The organism is Virgibacillus dokdonensis (genome assembly GCF_900166595.1).
In the GTDB taxonomy this organism is placed as follows: Bacteria; Bacillota; Bacilli; order Bacillales; family Amphibacillaceae; genus Virgibacillus; species Virgibacillus dokdonensis.
This window is the reverse complement of sequence record NZ_LT745762.1, coordinates 51699-69649: the sequence shown is the minus strand read 5'-3', so window position 1 is coordinate 69649 and position 17951 is coordinate 51699. Positions and strand designations below refer to the sequence as shown.

Here is a 17951-nt window from a genome sequence, read left to right as displayed (position 1 = left end):
GGGGAGGAGTGACATGCAGTCATCTGTTTTAAGGAATCGGTCTTTTGTTTCTGTATGGCTTGGAAATGGTATATCTGAATTAGGGGGAGCTTTTGGCACCTTTTGTAATTCGGTTTTAATCTACCAATTAACGGGTTCGACATTAGCATTAAGTAGTATGTGGGTATTATACTTTATTCCTTCGCTGCTTCTTCAATTATTTATTGGTCCTTTTATTGATCGTTGGAGTCGCAAATGGGTGATGATCTTTTCGCAATGGATTAGAGGGATGATTTTTTTAGTTCCGCTTTTTGCAATCCTGACAGAGACGCTTTTGCCTTGGCATGTATACATGGTGCAGGTGGTGGTTGGTTTAATCACTCCATTATATGTGCCTGCAAATCAAGCAATTTTACCTACCATTGTGACGAAAGAGCAGTTAGAGAAAGCGAATGCCTACATAGATGGAACAGTTAGACTTATGACTTTCATGGCACCGATAGTAGGGGGACTCGTCATTGAGTATATTGGAGTAACACGAACGCTTTCTTTCGTAACAGTTTTATTGATTGGAAGCGGATTCGCCTTGTTGTTTATCCAAGAAGCTAGAAAGAATCAAGGAATGAGAAAGACTTGGGTAAAAGAGTTTTTAGAAGGGGTCGCTTATTTCTTTACAAATCCAATCATAGTATGGTTGGGCGTGTTTTTGGCAGTTGTACAGTTTGGAGTGGGTGTAACGATGGTTACCACACTTCCTTATATCACAGCGGAATTAAATGGAAGTTATGCAGAGTACGGATATTTTATGGCTGGGTTTCCCATTGGCTACATATTAGGTGCAATGTTTGTTGGCAAGATAACATCGAAAAACCGTCGCCTCGTCATGCTTGGTAGCTTATTTATTGGTGGACTGACATTTATCGCCTTGTTTTTTAATACGAGCATTGCCTTAGGTATAGCAACGGAAATAGTAGGAGGGATGGTTATGGCTATTTTTAGTATTCATAATACGACAATATGCCAAAAAGTGATACCACACGATGTAATGGGGAAGGTTTTTTCTGTAAGGTTATTCATTATTAGAGGGGTGATGCCTTTAGGTGTTATCGCTGGTGGCTTTCTGAGCGATGCGTGGGGAATTCGCCCTTTATATTTATGGATAGGTTCGATTATTTCCGTTGTTTCGTTATTAGGAATCCTGCTTCCGTATTTCAAGTTTATTAATCACTATCATGCTGAGGAAAGGGCTGCTTCATAAAACGAGGATGAGCGAATTTTGGTTCCAATCTTTGTCCAACAATCATCTAAATATTTGTTTTTTTCGGCGTTTGGTTACCTCGTGCAGTTTGTCTTATTACTTTCTCATCTGTAACCGTCCAATTTGTCCGCTTCGCTGTATTATTCGTCCCTGTTACGGAAATTGCGATGCTTAGCTCCTGATTTGTTCTTATACTTACAGTAACATGTGAGGGGAGCGAAGAAAATGAAAATATATATGCGTATTTTACTATTGTTATTAGGTGGATTATTTATGGTGCTGAGCAATGGCAAATTTTTAATGGCGCCAGCTGCTTGGATATTTCCGGTATTATTTTTGTTTGCCATTGAGAAGATGTCTTGGAAAAAAGCTTTGCCTGTCTTGTTGGTGGTAACGGCAGTGAGTAATCAGTTGAGCTTTCATAATATGCTACCGAGTTTGGACATCCCGATGTTTAGCTACATTCCAGCAATGGCGGGTTCACTTTATGCTTTACCATTTGTACTACAACAACTTAGCTTTCGCAAAACGAACTCCTTTGTTGCGACATTGATCTTACCATGTACGTATGCGTTATTGGATTTTAGCAATGTATATTTTAACCCTTTTGGAACATTTGGTATTCTTGGTTACTCGCAGCACGGGTTTTTGCCAGTTATGCAAGTGGCCTCTGTAGTCGGTGTTACCGGAATCACCTTTTTGATTATGTGGACAGCATCTATTGTGTATTGGCTACGTTTAGATAATATGAAAGCAAAGAAGCGAAATGTGGCAATACTAACTACTGCAGTGCTTTTGCTTATCGTTACGTTAGGTGGTTTACGTGTCGTAACCAATGCAAATACGGAAACAGTGACCGTATCTGGTATTCATACACTGGATCGGACGGATTCGGATGTGTTAGAGATTTTTAATCTACATGAACAAGAAAACAGTGATTTTTTACAGAAAACGGAAGAAAACCTGGAACAATTAATCGCCATGACGATTACGGAGGCAAAAGCGGGAGCGAAGATTATTCACCATTCGGAAGGGGTTGCTGTGCTGGATGAGACGCAAAAAGCAGATTACTTGGACAGTCTCCGAGAGGTTGCTAAGGAATGGGGCGTCTATATTGTTACGGTGCCTTATGTTTTTACAGAGGAAGGTTCGCCCAATGAAAATGTCTTATATATGATCGAACCGTCTGGGGAGGTTGCGTTTGAACACTTTAAATATGGCGGCAATATCATTGAGAAGACGGTAGAAGGAGACAAGGAAATTAAATATGTCAATACAGATTACGGGCGTTTGTCAGGGATAATCTGTTGGGATAAAGATTTCCCATCTATCCTTAATCAAGCAGGTGAAAAGAACGTCGATATGTTGTTCATCCCATCTGCAGATTGGAAAGAGATTTCTCCGTACCATACGATTGTCGGTAATTTTAGAGGGGTTGAAAATGGTGCCAATGTGGTGACACAAACGGTAAATGGTATGTCCATGATTTCGGATTATAAGGGACAAACATTAGCGCAAATGGATCATTTCACCACCGACCAATGGGTCATGCGAGGACAAGTGCCAATAGAAGGTAAGGAAACCATGTACGCAAAGTGGGGTAAATATTTTGCGGGTTATATAATAATAATCTTAATTATTTCCACGGTGTATATCCGTTTTGTTGGTAGAAAAAAGATGGAATCATAAAAAGGAGCCCACATGAAATTAGGACTAGTATGCAACAATAATATACGTGATAACGTATTGGAAAAGTTCCAGTCTTTAGGTATTGAAGTATATCGTAAGGCAGACCTGTATGTCGTGGAAGAAGGGCTTCATACAGGTTTCCTGCCCTGTATCGTCTTTCATCCCGAGCAGTTAGATGAGTTATGGGAAATGCTCCAAGTATTTGCGACAACGAGCGCCACTTCCAAGATTGTCGGTTTTAAAGATGAAGCGTACCATGTTATCAATCATGCGAGCATTCTTTATTTTGAAGCGCTGGATGCAGGGGTGCTTTGTCATACAGCCACCGATGTATATCGGTTAAAGGAAAAGCTATATCAATTAGAGGAACGGTTGCCGAGTGATCGATTTATTAAGGTAAGCCGATCATTCATTGTTCATATTGATGCCGTTACACGAATTATTCCGTGGTTTAACCGACGTTTATTGCTTAAATTCGAGCGTTCAAAAAAAGAAGTGGAAGTATCGAAAAATTATGTCGGACATTTCAAAGCGTTTTTAGGAATGAGGTAGAATTAGTATGAAAAAATTTTATATCGAAGCCCTTGTTGTTTCAGTATTTATTGGGATCTTCATACGGGCATTCGCGCTGTTGTTTACTGGACAATCGCTTGTAACTCATATAGAAGGTTATTTGTTTAGTGTGCTCATTGCCATCATTTCCTGCACGCTTTCGTTTGCCGTTCATGTCAAAGTGCTAACAAGCAACCGCTATTCTTTTGTTACGAAATATTTGATCTCATCGATGCTAATTATAGTGATTTACGTCATTGGCAACCTTTATTTTGGAGGATTGGCTGTTGTGTATGAATGGGAATTCTATGGCTATGCTGTCGCTATCGTGCTCGTCTCCTTACCTTTGATTTATTACTTTAACAAGCGGATGATAAGATTTAATGACTTTTTACAGCTGAAAAAATCACAACATGCGGAGCGTGTATATGTGAAATAAGTAATCTGGCGGTTTTTTTTAAAGTATAGGAAATCTCTTATTGGGCGAGCTATCTCCTATTAAGAAAATAATAATGAGTTTTATAGGAGGACTTTTAAAATTAATATAAAACAATTGAAGATAAGAACTAGTGAAAATTTTTAAAGCTAGATGAAGTTGTTGAATGTGAAGGAAATACAAAATAACCCAAGTTGGTACCGACCCCCGAAAGTTAGAGTAAAAAATCTAACTTTTGGGGGTAACCAACGTTCTTTGGGTTATTTTGTCACATTATCTTCTTAGTTCGGTTTTATCACTTATAGTTTTTAGGATAAATTTATTCATAACAGGACCTATAATTGCTCTTATTTACTGTGTTTTATAACATTTTTAACATATTTCTGGGAAAAATCAGGATTACTTCTTATTTGTTATAAATTTCACAATATGTTTGATACCTTTTTTACTACAATTTATCCTTAATTAGTAGTATATAAAATCGCTAGGTACCAGAGCGTAAGAGAGCAAGTTTTATGCTAAGAGTTTTCTTTTTTTAAAGCTTCATGCACTGCTTCAATTGCATGGATAACGGTTGTATCAAACAATGGAACTTCTGAATCTTCAGGCTTAATTAATAAACCAATTTCTGTACAACCTAAAATGATTCCTTCAGCTCCATGATTAACTAGCTGTTGGATGACATTCTTATAATAGTCCTTCGATGATTGCTGTATTTTCCCTACACATAATTCTTCATAGATAACTCTATGGATATCGTTACGTGCTTTCTCATTTGGAACGATCACTTTCATACCATTCGCTTCAATTCTAGCTTTGTAAAATTTTTGCTCCATCGTATATTTAGTTCCAAGTAATCCAACGGTTTTTATATTGGATTGTTGTATTTGGTTTGCCGTTGCATCAGCAATATGTAAAACAGGAATGGTTACCCTTTTTTCAATGGAATCAATTACTTTATGCATCGTATTTGTACATATTACTATGAATGCTGCACCTGCTTTTTCTAAAGATAATGCTGCTTTACCTAATGCCTCGCCCGCACTTTCCCAATCGCCTTCCGCTTGGTAACGTTCAATTTCGTCAAAATCAACACTATATAATAAACATTTTGCTGAATGTAATCCACCTAGCTTTTCTTTTACTTCTTCATTCATTATTCGATAATACTCTGCTGAAGATTCCCAACTCATTCCGCCTATAAGTCCAATAGTTTTCATTCCATTTCCTCCATTCCAATGGGCATACGTGTTAGTGAATTTTACTTAGCGTATAATCTATAAACGGATGCGTCAAGTATTAATTTTATCGTTTTACCCAAAGAGAATATGAGCCAAATAGCAACATAATCCATTTTCTCTTCTTGAGTTGGTACGCGTCATTCATTACCAACAGTAATAATAGGGAAATAAAAAGCCCTATATGAATCGGGTTAAAGGTTGGTATATGATCAGGTTCACTAATATCTACAAACATACCAACGCCAAGTAATCCAACCGTGATTAACAGAAGCAAATTCATAACATGCACGACTACAAGGTAAACGTATTTCATAAAATCCCCCCCCTAGTAATTTATAAATGAAGTATATTACAATAATGGAGCGATAGTGTACTGGTTATTGAAGAAGGTGGGGGTGTTTAATGTATAGATTGATTTACTAACTGTGTATGCTAAGCCCTTGTTTCTAAAAAGCTTTATTACATCCACTTAGATAAGGAGTTGAACCAATTGAGTATTTGGTTATTTCGAGCTGGTTCTCAAGGGGAGTTTGAGAATAAATTTTTAAATGATAATCGTGTTTACTTAACATGGGAAGACTTGGACATAAACTTGAAAGATTATCCAAATAAAGAAGATCTATATGATTTGCTAATAAAAAAATATCGTTTGGAAAAAGAAAAAACAGCGATCAATTGGGCGTCACAAATATACCCGATTGCAAATCGAATGAAAGTAGAAGATTGGGTTGTGTTACCAAGCAAGTTAAATCGGACCATTCATTTTGGGGAAATTAAAGGCGATTATTGTTTTGATCCGAATGCAGAATCCCCCTACTTTCATTATCGCGATGTCCGTTGGTTTGCTTTAGATGTTCCGAGAGATAGGTTTGATCAGGACATTCTATACTCGTTAGGGGCTTTCATGACTGTTTGTAAGATACATAAAAATAATGCAGAAGAACGATTGCAAGAAATGTATAAGAACAATTGGCAAGTTGTTCAGAAATCGATTACAACACGTATTGATGAAACGGAAGAGGAATCGGCCGTTAACTTAGAGGAGTTTATTCAGGATAAAATTTCTGAGCATATTATTCGTAAGTTTAAAGGACACAAGATGGAGGCGTTAATTGAAGAGATTCTAAAGGCAAAAGGTTTTACGACATATCGTAGCCCAGAAGGAGCAGATCATGGAATTGATATTTTAGCTTCTTCTAATACCCTAGGGTTTGGTTCGCCGAAAATTTGCGTGCAAGTGAAGACGAATGGTACGCCAGTCGGTCGTCCAACGATGGATCAATTGTTAGGAACGATGAGTAATGTAAACGCTGATTATGGATTACTAGTATCATGGAGCGGATTTAAAGTGTCCGTGTTAAATGAGGTACCAAAGCAGTTTTTTAAATTACGCTTATGGGATTCTGCTAAAATTATAGAGCAATTACTTGAAACGTATGATTTACTTAGTGATGATATAAAAACAGAAATACCTTTAAAAAGAGTATGGATGTTGAACGTCGAGGATAACGAATAGCATCAAAAAGGATTGGTTCATCTCATGCGCACTTCATAACGCTTAAGCATAAAGACCTCCTAATTTTACTAGAAGGTCTTTTTACGCTTGTTCTGTTTCTGTTGTAAATGAAGTTTGATAAACTTTTGAAATAGGTTTGCACGATAGAATATAAATTAATTGTTCCGCCATATATTTGGTGGAGTATTTAAAATCACTTTTCACCCATTCAATAATCATTCCTAGCAGGGCATAGGATTGATAGCTTGCCTGTAAGTCTTTATTGATTGTATGATTTTCTTCCGCACCCTGTAAATCTTTCAAGGCTAATTCTTTAATCACATTACATAATTTAGTTTGAAAGCCTGGCATAATAGATTCATGGTGAATGATGGTTGGATAAAATTCTGAGAATCGAGCGACATGATCAAATATCTTGATGGTGGAAGCCTTCATCTCTTCAAGGATGAAAGTTTCTTTATTATGGTATGGGGCTCGAAACGAGTGTATGAGGTTTGATATGACATCTTGAATCAGCTCTTCTATCAAATCTTCTAAAATAGATTAGTGCTTATAGAACGTTCCTTGATTTAAGTCAGCGACTTTAACAATGTCAGTAATTGTGATTTGTTGTAAATCCTTTTCTTTCATAAGCTGTATGAGAGTTGTTTTTAACGCATCTTTTGACTTACGAACTCTGCGATCTACTTTCATAACAATTTACCACCCATCTGTTCGTTTTTAATGCGATAGCATACGCTTGCAAACTTATCTGTTGATTTAGCAACAGAATAGCTTTTTTGAATATTGCTACCTTAATTCCCAGAGCAAAATTGCATAGTGCTCTGGGTTTTTCGAGTAGAAAATTTACTAGTTTATGTCCCTGTTTACAATTTTAGTAATGTAAATCCCTGGCAGATTTAATCTTCGCATCAAGACAATTAGTAAGCTGGGAAAACCAAAGGTAATGATCGACGCTACGTTGATATAGCTCATTACCTTTGGTTTTCTTCTCATTATACCCCTCCGTGTAAACTCTCTCTCTACTTATCTTTCCCTAATAGAGAGATTTAAAAAGAAGTATTATACATGATAGATATATACATCTATCATGATGCCAATTGCTAACAAGGCAAGCTTGGTGAGGGCATCCGTCTTTTCCATTGTTAGATAATAACCATCATGTTGATGGATACTATCTTGAATGGAATCGTATACAAGCGACCGTTTCTGAATAGAAGCGATCGTAGTGTTGTTTTTACATGCTTTCACAGTGTAATGAATGGCACCAAAATCACCTTTAGCTTGTATGAGCTGCTTATTTTCTTTGTCAATGACCGTCATCGTTGCAGTAGATAGTTTTAGCTTTGGTTGAACCGTTGCTAAAAGCTCTCCTTCATTGGAAAGGAGGTGAAAATCGGTTGTTATTCCTTTCTGTTTTTTAGTAATCCAGCCTAAAATATGACCGTTACTATCTAAAACCTGTAAATCAAAGCTTATGAATTGGTAAGCGACCAGTTTTACTAGTTGGTTCGTTATTTTCTTATGGGAAGCCGGAGTTTCTTCGATTTTGCCGATTAATTGGTCGTTTGCGCTTATTGTATAGATTTTTCGTTGTAGCTTATATAGCGTTGTTTTTTGCAGGAAAAACGTACTATAATGCAAAAACATGTGAACCCTCCAATGTGAAAATACGCATTTCTATATTGTTTTTTGTTTAAGGTAGCCTCGGTTTTTCATCTTGATATATAGAATATGTCCATCCGCCATTTTCTACCTGTGAACATCTGTCATCCGTACAATAGAATAGATAAGCCTGTTTGTCTGTTTTAACGCTCACTTCTAGAGTATAAGGAAATGCACCGCCTTTAAATTTATCTACGCCTGCTTGAATAGCTATAATATCTTCTTTCTTTGCCAATTGTTTATAATCTTCACTTTCTACTGTTTTTTGTACCATTTCACTTAATGTAACTTCTTCCTCAGCAGTAGGTTCAATTAATTGTTTCATTACGAATGATTTTCCTACTAGATATACATTTAAGCTGATACTTATTGTAAATAGTAACATAAATATTTTTCTCTTTTTCATATTTCACACACCTTTCCGTTTCGATTATTCAAAGCGTACAGTTTGATAGTAAAAATAATACACTATATTTGGTTATATAGGAATATTTTATGGAATGATAACACCTAAAACTGGATATACCATATATAATTAGGTAGAAAATATTATAAAAGAGTTCCGTCAACGCTACAATCGCCTCAAATTTAAAAATGAAAATTGCTCACCTTCGTGAGAAATTCGCTCACTCGCAGGAAAATCCGCATCCTCCGTGCGAATTTGTCTCACCCTCACACAAAACGTTCCTTCCCTGTTGCGAAACTCGTCTATCACTTCAAATGGAAATGATTTCACATGGGAAAATTTAGCTCCTAATCAATTAGGAACAAAGCAACCTTTGAAAGGAGCGGCAGTTCAATTTAGCAAAGAGATATTATTTAAATATAGGTGAAAAATAGTTTAAACGATTTGTAAATAAATTTCAATATTTAAAAATGTTAAATAAAATATTTAATTTTGAATAAATTATACCGATATAAATATTAATATATTATTAGAAAGGAGTTCCGATATGAGTATAAAACGAAAGTCCTCCATCATTGTTTTTATAATTACTTTAATGGTGGGTTTATTTTCTTTATCATTAACGACTTATGGAGCAGAAGTGGATTTTAAAGCTTTTAATGTAAAACCACACTTGAGCAATCAACATGTGGAGTTTAATGATAAAGTGCCAGTATTGGATAAAACAAAGGGAGTTCCTGTAAAGAAACCTGCGTCTATTAAATCTAATTATAATATTTCGGGGGACCGAATGTTCTTTAATGATTCCTTAGTGGAAACGGACCCAGATGACTTTTGGTTTTTTAATGTTTCTGATGATAGAAGTATACTTTTTGAAATAGAGACGGATAATCCAGATTACGTTGTGGAACTCTATAAAGTTGATTGGGAAACAGAAACAGCATACCCTACTTCTATAAGCGGTTCGCCGGGAAATATAGTAGCCAATAGTCAATTAATAGCTGGTGATTGGGCGCTAAGAGTCTATTCTACTGAAACAATGGGGGATAATTATACAATTAAGATGAATGCAACTAATCCATCAGGTGCAACAAGTATAATTTCTACTTCTCCTTCATTGTTGCAAGCAATATTACTTTATCCAAATAGAGAAGTTTATTCAAATGGTAATTATGTTCTTACTGTTGATGGAAGTAATTCACATTTGGATTGGGAACGTGAATATTATTTTAGTTGGGATGGAAATTATAATCAACGGACACACAGCGTTTCTGATGCAAAAGTTAAATCAATTGCAGGTCCTGTCAGTTACCAATCAGATTATGCTAGCTCTGATAACGCAATATTAGTATATTTAGATAAAGAAACTTTATTTATGCACCATGTTTCATCCTTTAGATCAGGCCCGCCAACACAATATGAAGACTCATTTGTTGATACAATTGGAAAAACAACTCCTAGAAGGTTAGATGATGATGATCTCATTAATTGGGGGGATCATATAATCGTTTTCGATGTAAACAAGGGACGTTCTATCGATTTTTTCAGTGCTCTAAATTTTTACTATGCAAGTGGTGTTGAGTCTATTCCTACGATAGAATTTTTGAATTAAAACATAACCATTTAATGAAGTAAAGGGCAAGGAGTTTTAACAATAAATATTGTGACGTTCATGTATATTTAGAATTGCTAATTCACTAAAAAGGTGGAAAGGTCCATGCAAATCAATCATTTTTTAAATGTATACAGCAACAACAGTATAGTGGCTGAACAGAAAAAACCATTTAATACGAACCCCTTTGGTATAAGCAAATTGGAAGCATATAAAACTACGACAGACGAAGCGAAGGAGCATGCATTACGAAGGTTGATGTCCCCCATTTTAGTGAACCTATCTCGAACAAGTGACGGCAAGATAACAGGAGATAGAATACAGCGTAATCGAGAAGATGTTTTAGCATTAACCGAAGACGATTTAAACAATGTGGATATAAATTGGGATCGTTTACAGATGGATCTAACCAATCGAACTCCTAGTTATGCTACATTAGATCGATTAGTTAAAGATATGGATCATATTGCCTCCCAATATGCTTATAGCCAGTTCCGAATAAAACAGAGTTTTACTGGGTCTGAACGGGAAGAATATTTGAAAAAACTTGATTCTATTATCAATAATCATGTGGATAGTTATGCGAAACAATTTTCACGTATGACGGGTAGCTTTTTGAGTGAGCATGGTGTGAATGAGGAAGCTGAAATGATCAGTGCTAGTATTAAAGATTTATTTCAACAGCGCAAAGAGCAATATACAACGTTTATACAAAAAAATGAAGATTTTGCTGGTATAAAAGGGACCCCGAATGAGTGGTTGGTAGCAGATAATACGTATATGGCTCAACAATTGCAGTCTTCTTATAGAGAGAAGCTTTCGAATAATACATCAACAAAGGAAAGCGGATATAATATGGATGAGTTAATGGCTATTGGGACATTGGTGAAAGAAATGCAGTATGTTGATTATAGGTCTCGTCCATTAGGTGGAAACAAGCATAAATCGGAAGAGGAATTTGGTGTTGAGCTTGGGTTTCAAGCTATGAAATATGCCCTCATCAAAGACAACTATGAAATGCGGGACGGGCTCCAATCGAAACTCGATATGGTATTTCAGGAATTTGTAGACAAGCAAAATGAAAAAGCGGCAGATTATATCAAGCGTATGCGAAATGATCCGTTTGTAAGGAATGAGGAAGCATATCGTATGGATTGGAATGACCAACTTGTTCAAGACATCATGGCTTCCCTCGTTGGTAACTTAGATGCTGTAGATGTGAACGGATCTTTTCAGAAGGACATGTCTGCCATTTTGCAGGGGTATATAAATCACACAAAAAATACGGAAACGAGTAAGTTGTCGCGATATCATGAATATCATAACTCCTGGAATAAAAGTAACTATATAGTAGATTGGAACCGCTTTGTTGAACATATTTTGCCAAGAGATTCTATGCGGACATATTTATTAGAAGAAAACCCATCTTATGTAGATATTACAATATAAAATTTGATAATTTTTAAAGATGGAAGTGCAATAATTTGCATTACTCTTTTCAAAGTAAATCCTTTTTATTCGATATTGTAACGTTTTGTGTAGCGTAATGCTCTGTAAATTACAACTGTAAAATATACAAAATGAATAAGTGTTTATCATAATTCAACTGACAAAAAGACGCTGGGATGAGGCATTATGAGTCACCCAGCTCTTTTTTGTATTAGGAGAGTATGGATTTGCTTTTACTTTACGGTTATTAAGGGCTGTACGCTCTCCCTTCCCATCCAAGCTTGTATGCGGGGTAGTTCGTCGCACCTAGATGAAAAGCTTCGTACCGCTAATGTTACCTATAAATTATCGTATTTTAATTTCCTACCTTTGCTCTTTTCTACAGGGTATTTCTGCGCGTTTTTCTGCATTTTATCCAATATTATTTCTTTAACGTCTAAATCAAGATCATGGCTAAGCATCAGTGCATAAATCATGACATCAGCGAGTTCTTCTTTTATGTTTTCTAGGTTCTCCTCGATTGCTTGTTCACTTGTTTTCCATTGAAAATCTTCCAGTAATTCAGCTGCTTCTAACGACAGAGAGATAGCCAAATCTTTCGGGTTGTGAAACTGTCTCCAATCTCGCTCATCGCGAAAGGCGTTCAATTTCTGGATTAATTTTCTTATATCATTCATATTGTCCCTTCCTTTATAATTATTTATATAGACCATCTAGACATTTTTTTATTACTGCATTATGCTATGTCATGAAGTATAACATAGTCGATAATCCAACATTAACATTTTATACTAAAATTTAATTATATAAAATGATGTACCTCTTCCCCGTTTATCATGTAAAATAATTGTATAATTCCATATATACTGTCGAAATAAATTGAATAGAGCTTGTATTTTAGATATGTTATCTTATTTTATTGTTTGAGATACATCACTAGCATTGCATTAATTAAACCTGATGATTCAAAATACTGAAAATGTTCAATAATTACGTGTTCATGATACAAAAAAATCCTTTACAATGGAAGTACAGGTGGTTCCTGTCCAAATCCAAAAGTAAAGGATAATCCGTATGGACAAGAATACACTAAAATCATCATTTGGTAAATGGTTTTCACCTATAAATACGAAAAAACTATTTGAACAAGTAGAAGAAAATAAACAAGATTACTACACAAAAAAGCTAACAACTACAGGGTATATAAAGCTCATGTTACTTGCCCAACTGCAAGGATTCGAGAGCTTGGAAGAAATGAGCGATGCCCTAATAGATGATGGACTTCAGAAAGCACTGGGGTTTGAATCGATTAGTACATCTCAGCTATCAAGGAAGAATAATGAAATGAATCCAATGATCCTTTCCCATTTATTCTTGGACCTTGTTTACAAAATAAAAGGTATCCAATTTAAAAACGGGAAATACATGCCATTGAAAATCATTGATTCTAGCACGCTTCCATTAAACTTAACGAATCATAAGTGGGCAAAGTTCCGTAAAACAAAAGCAGGAGTTAAGCTACATTTACGACTTATATTTATGAATAAAGATACCGTCTATCCTGAAAAAGCAGTGATTACAACAGCCAAAGAACATGACAGAAATCAACTGGAAGTTCTCGTAGACGACAAAGAAGCCATGTATGTGTTTGACCGTGGATACGTTGATTATGAACGATTTGATCGAATGACAGATGAAGGCTATTTTTTCGTATCAAGACTGAAGAAAAACGCCATCACTCGTGAAGTAGAATCATTTTCTATACCTAAAGATTCTACGGTTTTATCCGACAAGATGGTTTACATCGGTTCGACGCAAAATCGTACAGAGAATGTATTCCGCCTACTTGAAGTAGTGGATACAAAGGGAAACATTCNTTTTTAGGTGCGCCCTGCATGGGCGAAAACTTGGTGGTGAAAGTCCACTACAGGCATGGCAGTAGGAACTGTTAGCGAAAGACAAGGTGGCTATCGCGAGGTAGTGGCTGAAGGAAGTCGGACGCAAACTCCTGAACTGACGAACAGAAACTAGATAGAAGGCTGAATTAGGTCGGATAAGGTTGCCTAACAAACTGAAGTCCAATACTGCCCGAAACCTATACAGTAAATCTAGCAGTTACATGGGAGGAAAGTTTTCGCTCTTACCGGGGGAGGTCTTGTGAGGGTGCAGTGGGAGTTGAATGATAACAAACCAGCACAACCAAGACGATGACGTCTTGGTGAATCACAAGAAGTCAGCAGAGGTCATAGTAATGTTACTTGACGAAACATGAAGGACCGAACAATAGTCGTTTTGAAAGCTCTAGGAGGTGTGTAAGGTGCGACAACTGCAGAAAACAGGAGAATCTGGCTATCGGCAGAGAGATAGTGTGGAACATGAAGGGTATGTCGAAGCGCATAGTGGCTTACATGGTGAAAAGAACAATCAAAATGGTGTATCCAATCTGTTTGAAAGAATCCTGTCAAGGAACAATCTCAATCAAGCTTACCTTCAAGTCGTCAGAAATAAGGGGGCAGCCGGTGTAGACGGTATGACGTGCGACCAACTACTTCCATACTTGAAGGAACATAAAGAGGAACTATTACTCCAGTTATATCAAGAAAAATACAAACCGCAACCCGTCCTGCGGGTTGAAATCCCGAAACCAGACGGTGGAAAGAGAAAACTGGGGATTCCGACAGTCATCGACCGGATGCTTCAACAAGCGATTAACCAAGTGCTCCAACCAATATTTGAACCAAAGTTCTCCGATAATAGTTTTGGGTTTCGTCCAAAACGTAGTGCACATCAAGCCATCATACGGGCAAAGTCATACTACGAACAAGGGTACAAATATGTGGTGGATTTGGATATGAAATCCTACTTCGATACGGTAAATCATGACAAACTGATGTATTTCGTGGAAAAACAGATAGATGATAAGCGCGTGCTTCGCTTGGTAAGACAGTATTTATTGAGTGGAATTATGATAAACGGTATCTTTGAGAAATCGGAAGAAGGAACGCCGCAAGGTGGAAACTTATCGCCGTTACTCAGTAATATTTATCTGAATGAATTAGACCAACGATTAGAAAAGCGTGGTCACAGATTCGTCCGCTATGCGGACGACTGTAATATCTATGTGAAAAGCAGGAGAGCAGGATATCGGGTAATGGATAATATAACGAACTTCCTTGAGAGGGATCTGAGTTTAATTGTTAACCGAGAAAAGAGTGCGGTTGGAAGTCCTTTGAAACGTAAGTTTCTTGGCTTCTGCTTATTAGCTATGAAGAAGGGTGTCAAAATTCGTCCGCATAATAAAGCGAAAGCGACCGTCAAAAGGAAACTCAAGCGGATCACCAAACGCAATCGTGGACGACATCTCGAAGTGATTCTTAAAGAAATCCAACAACTTATGACAGGTTGGATAAACTACTATGGCATAGGGGAAATGAAAGGATTTATAAAGAATCTCAATGGATGGTTGAAGCGAAGAATTAGACAATATATCTGGAAGCAGTGGAAAAACCCACGCACAAAAAGGAAAAATCTAATTCGCTTAGGTATCGATAAACATAAAGCTTATGAATGGTCGAATACAAGAAAGGGCTACTGGGTTATATCCAGTAGTTATGTACTCCATCGTTCATTAACAGATAAAGAACTGGCATCGAGAGGATATAAAGACATCGCTCTACAATACCAGTTCGTACACTCAAACTATTGAACCGCCGTATACCGAACGGTACGTACGGTGGTGTGAGAGGGGTGAAAAGTTACTTAACTTTTCCCTCTACTCGATTGCGTATGGAAGGGAAGATTAGTAATAGTGTTATTGTAGTGGCTGTTTTCGTTATCTTGTTTTTGAAATGATTAGCCACGTCTAGATTCATCGCCCAGCAACGAGATAACTTCACTCCATTATCCCTAAGATAAGTCATCATCGGATCGTACCTCACCGTGATTCCTTTATCTCCGTTGATTGGTTCTAATAGCTACGTTGCTACGTGCGCTTGTGCCTTTGTTTTGAAAAGTTAACATGCCTTTCACACATTATTTCTCATGAATGTCTGGCGAGCCCATTTTCAAATGCTTGTAAATGATTTAAGGAGGCATTTCGTAACTGAGAGAAAACAGTTTGCATATCGGCTGGAATAGTATACGTTAAAAATTTTTCATACATAGAAATATTATCTATTTCCCCTTCTACGCCTTGAGCATAGGCAGCTTTTATATTATCCGGGGTGGTTACGAACTTTGCGGATGCGTCTTCTGGTATGGCAACTTGATAACGGTCAAATAACGTTAGTAAGGCTCCGATATGCCGCTTTTCTGCTTCTTGAATTTGTGCGAATGTACGAATGTAGCCAAATGTCTCTAAAATCGTATTGTATCTGGCTTGAGCCAAATACTCGTCTTGAAGTGCGTAAGTGAGCATGGACATCAATGTGAGATTAGGGTCATTCAGTGCCCCTTTAGCGCCATAGTTTTCGTTTTGGCGATAGCACCTTGGTGGCTTTTGTGATGTGGAATGTAGTAAATATAAAAACCATACCGCGTGATTTTGTTCATCGGCAGCGGCACGTCGGAATCGTTCTTTTATATACTGATCTTCAGCTTGATCTGCTATGTCTAAATAAAAATCCACGGCTCCTTGCTCATCTTTAAATGCAAATGCAATGCCTGCATCATAGGTGTCTGGGCAGGATTCGGTAACTTGATAAGTTGGTTGTTTATGCGTTAATCTCGTATAGATATGGGTAAATGTTTCTAAGTGGCGCTTTTCGTCTTGTTGTATTTCCAAGATCTGTTGTTTTGCAAAGGAAGTTGGCGCTAAAGACGCTAATTTTTCATAGCAGGCTATTGCACTGTACTCTGCGTGAATGGCTGTCTGGATTTGATTCATCAGATGTGTTTGATTTGTTGGTCGATTGTATTGGGTAGGCAAATGATAATTATCATAATTTGGTTGCATGATATGGTCCTCCTTCTATCTTCATACTGTCATAGTATATGTTGTGAAAATAGGCGGAGTGCAGGACTGTTGTTCAAATTATTAAAGATGCTGGCGTATAGTTGGTAAGTTTATTTCGCGTATATAAGGCACTGTAAGACTCCCATTTCAAAAATGGAAAGATGCTGAGCAACAAGTATAACCGGGAGATAACAGCTACTAAATATGCAATTCGCTCATCTAAACAAAATCCTTGGGGGATGAACAAAAAACTCCCCCAAGGATTGAAAATTCCCTTTATATAAAGCATGAAAATGCATTAAATTGAAGCTTCATAGATCGATTTAACCGCTTGTTGCAATGCTTGGTTAAATTCTTCATCTGTCTGGCTAACATTTAAATCTTGGCTAAGTGCACGAGAGAAGCTGGCAATTAATCCATCATTTTCTTTTAGTTTGGCATTTGCTTCATCTCTTGAGTAACCACCTGATAACGCAACAACACGCACAACATTTGGATGATCGATAAGCACTTTATACAAGTTTGGTACAGTAGGGATAGTTAATTTTAGCATCACGAATTCATCTTTCGTTAAGTTATTTAAATGTTTGAGAATTTCGACTTTTAACATTTGCTCGCATTTTTCTTTTTCTGGGCTGTTTATGTCTACCTCTGGCTCAATAATTGGAACTAAACCAGCAGCGATAATTTGTTTACCAACCTCAAATTGTTGATCTACGACAGCTTTAATTCCTTCCGCATTTGCTTCTTTGATCACAGAGCGCATTTTTGTACCGAATATGTGGCGTTCGTTTGCCCGTTTTAATGTTTCGTCAAGGTCTGTAATAGGCTTCATTAATTGGACGCCATTTGTTTCCTCAGCAAGTCCTTTGTCTACTTTTAGAAAGGGTACAATTCCTTTTTTCTCAGCTAAGTAATCGCCTGTATACATTCCTTCAATTTTACGATCCATTGTTTGTTCAAATAAAATAGCCCCTAAAATGTAATTTGAATCAAATGCAGGCGATGTAATGATTCGTGTACGCATTTCGTGTACTAAATCAAACATTTCATCTTTGTTGGAATAAGCGTCTTCAGAAATTCCGTAAGCAGCTAATGCTTTTGGAGTACTGCCCCCACTTTGATCCAGTGCGGCAATAAAACCTTTGCCGTTTTTCATTTTTTCAAATTGTTGTTGCATGATTTCCACTCCTT

General features: G+C 36.9%; 17 protein-coding genes and 1 pseudogene. 9 read left to right on the top strand and 9 right to left on the bottom strand.

Features of this window, described 5'->3' with window-relative positions:
• The first annotated feature begins 13 nt into the window (after nucleotides 1-13).
• The 4 genes from B2C77_RS00755 to B2C77_RS00740 all read left to right on the top strand — a co-directional run bounded on the left by B2C77_RS00755 (nucleotide 14) and on the right by B2C77_RS00740 (nucleotide 3917).
• Entirely contained in the window at nucleotides 14-1237 is a 1224-nt protein-coding gene (locus B2C77_RS00755; protein WP_077701878.1) for an MFS transporter, read from the top strand.
• Nucleotides 1238-1462: 225 nt separating this feature from the next.
• A complete protein-coding gene (locus B2C77_RS00750; RefSeq protein ID WP_077701877.1) occupies nucleotides 1463-2926 on the top strand; it encodes a nitrilase-related carbon-nitrogen hydrolase in 1464 nt (487 codons plus the stop codon).
• Between the two features lie 12 nt (nucleotides 2927-2938).
• Nucleotides 2939-3478, top strand: coding sequence for a LytTR family DNA-binding domain-containing protein (locus B2C77_RS00745; RefSeq protein ID WP_077701876.1), 540 nt, complete (start codon nucleotides 2939-2941; stop codon nucleotides 3476-3478).
• Nucleotides 3479-3485: 7 nt separating this feature from the next.
• Nucleotides 3486-3917, top strand: a complete 432-nt coding sequence (locus B2C77_RS00740) for a hypothetical protein (protein ID WP_077701875.1) — start codon at nucleotides 3486-3488, stop codon at nucleotides 3915-3917.
• A 515-nt stretch (nucleotides 3918-4432) separates the two neighbouring features.
• Here B2C77_RS00740 and B2C77_RS00735 read toward each other — a convergent pair.
• A complete protein-coding gene (locus B2C77_RS00735; RefSeq protein WP_077701874.1) occupies nucleotides 4433-5134 on the bottom strand; it encodes an aspartate/glutamate racemase family protein in 702 nt (233 codons plus the stop codon).
• Between the two features lie 85 nt (nucleotides 5135-5219).
• The gene (locus B2C77_RS00730; protein ID WP_077701873.1) at nucleotides 5220-5468 is read right to left on the bottom strand and encodes a hypothetical protein; all 249 of its coding nucleotides are present in this window, start codon (nucleotides 5466-5468) and stop codon (nucleotides 5220-5222) included.
• A 177-nt stretch (nucleotides 5469-5645) separates the two neighbouring features.
• Between B2C77_RS00730 and B2C77_RS00725 the strand changes: the two genes are divergently transcribed.
• Nucleotides 5646-6671 carry a restriction endonuclease gene (locus tag B2C77_RS00725; RefSeq protein ID WP_077701872.1) on the top strand — a complete coding sequence of 342 codons (1026 nt, stop codon included), beginning with the start codon at nucleotides 5646-5648 and terminating at the stop codon, nucleotides 6669-6671.
• A gap of 81 nt (nucleotides 6672-6752) precedes the next feature.
• On the opposite strand, the gene B2C77_RS21915 is transcribed toward B2C77_RS00725, so the two are convergent.
• The 4 genes from B2C77_RS21915 to B2C77_RS00710 form a co-directional block, all read right to left on the bottom strand.
• Nucleotides 6753-7106, bottom strand: a complete 354-nt coding sequence (locus B2C77_RS21915) for a TetR-like C-terminal domain-containing protein (RefSeq protein ID WP_254843909.1) — start codon at nucleotides 7104-7106, stop codon at nucleotides 6753-6755.
• Between the two features lie 108 nt (nucleotides 7107-7214).
• Nucleotides 7215-7364 (bottom strand): TetR/AcrR family transcriptional regulator, encoded by a 150-nt coding sequence (locus tag B2C77_RS21910; RefSeq protein WP_237342815.1) that lies wholly within the window; start codon nucleotides 7362-7364, stop codon nucleotides 7215-7217.
• A gap of 369 nt (nucleotides 7365-7733) precedes the next feature.
• Nucleotides 7734-8321: an LURP-one-related family protein gene (locus B2C77_RS00715; protein ID WP_077701871.1), complete on the bottom strand. Its 588-nt coding sequence runs from the start codon at nucleotides 8319-8321 to the stop codon at nucleotides 7734-7736.
• Between the two features lie 46 nt (nucleotides 8322-8367).
• On the bottom strand, nucleotides 8368-8742 hold the full coding sequence (locus B2C77_RS00710) for a hypothetical protein (protein ID WP_077701870.1): 375 nt from the start codon (nucleotides 8740-8742) through the stop codon (nucleotides 8368-8370).
• Between the two features lie 547 nt (nucleotides 8743-9289).
• On the opposite strand from B2C77_RS00710, the gene B2C77_RS00705 reads away from it, so the two are divergent.
• A complete protein-coding gene (locus B2C77_RS00705) occupies nucleotides 9290-10354 on the top strand; it encodes a hypothetical protein (RefSeq protein ID WP_077701869.1) in 1065 nt (354 codons plus the stop codon).
• A gap of 105 nt (nucleotides 10355-10459) precedes the next feature.
• The gene (locus B2C77_RS00700; protein ID WP_077701868.1) at nucleotides 10460-11803 is read left to right on the top strand and encodes a hypothetical protein; all 1344 of its coding nucleotides are present in this window, start codon (nucleotides 10460-10462) and stop codon (nucleotides 11801-11803) included.
• A 338-nt stretch (nucleotides 11804-12141) separates the two neighbouring features.
• Here B2C77_RS00700 and B2C77_RS00695 read toward each other — a convergent pair whose 3' ends face one another.
• Nucleotides 12142-12480, bottom strand: coding sequence for a nucleotide pyrophosphohydrolase (locus B2C77_RS00695; RefSeq protein WP_176087248.1), 339 nt, complete (start codon nucleotides 12478-12480; stop codon nucleotides 12142-12144).
• 397 nt (nucleotides 12481-12877) lie between these two features.
• Here B2C77_RS00695 and B2C77_RS00690 point away from each other — a divergent pair.
• Both B2C77_RS00690 and ltrA read left to right on the top strand, forming a co-directional pair.
• A pseudogene (locus tag B2C77_RS00690) lies at nucleotides 12878-13675 on the top strand (IS4 family transposase); the annotation flags it as partial.
• Between the two features lie 445 nt (nucleotides 13676-14120).
• Nucleotides 14121-15509, top strand: coding sequence for a group II intron reverse transcriptase/maturase (gene ltrA / locus B2C77_RS00685; RefSeq protein WP_077701867.1), 1389 nt, complete (start codon nucleotides 14121-14123; stop codon nucleotides 15507-15509).
• 333 nt (nucleotides 15510-15842) lie between these two features.
• Here the strand turns inward: ltrA and B2C77_RS00680 are convergent, their stop codons facing one another.
• Together B2C77_RS00680 and B2C77_RS00675 are read right to left on the bottom strand one after the other, a co-directional pair.
• The gene (locus B2C77_RS00680) at nucleotides 15843-16757 is read right to left on the bottom strand and encodes a ferritin family protein (protein WP_077701866.1); all 915 of its coding nucleotides are present in this window, start codon (nucleotides 16755-16757) and stop codon (nucleotides 15843-15845) included.
• A 298-nt stretch (nucleotides 16758-17055) separates the two neighbouring features.
• The gene (locus tag B2C77_RS00675) at nucleotides 17056-17940 is read right to left on the bottom strand and encodes a fructose bisphosphate aldolase (RefSeq protein WP_077702139.1); all 885 of its coding nucleotides are present in this window, start codon (nucleotides 17938-17940) and stop codon (nucleotides 17056-17058) included.
• Between the last annotated feature and the right edge of the window lie 11 nt (nucleotides 17941-17951).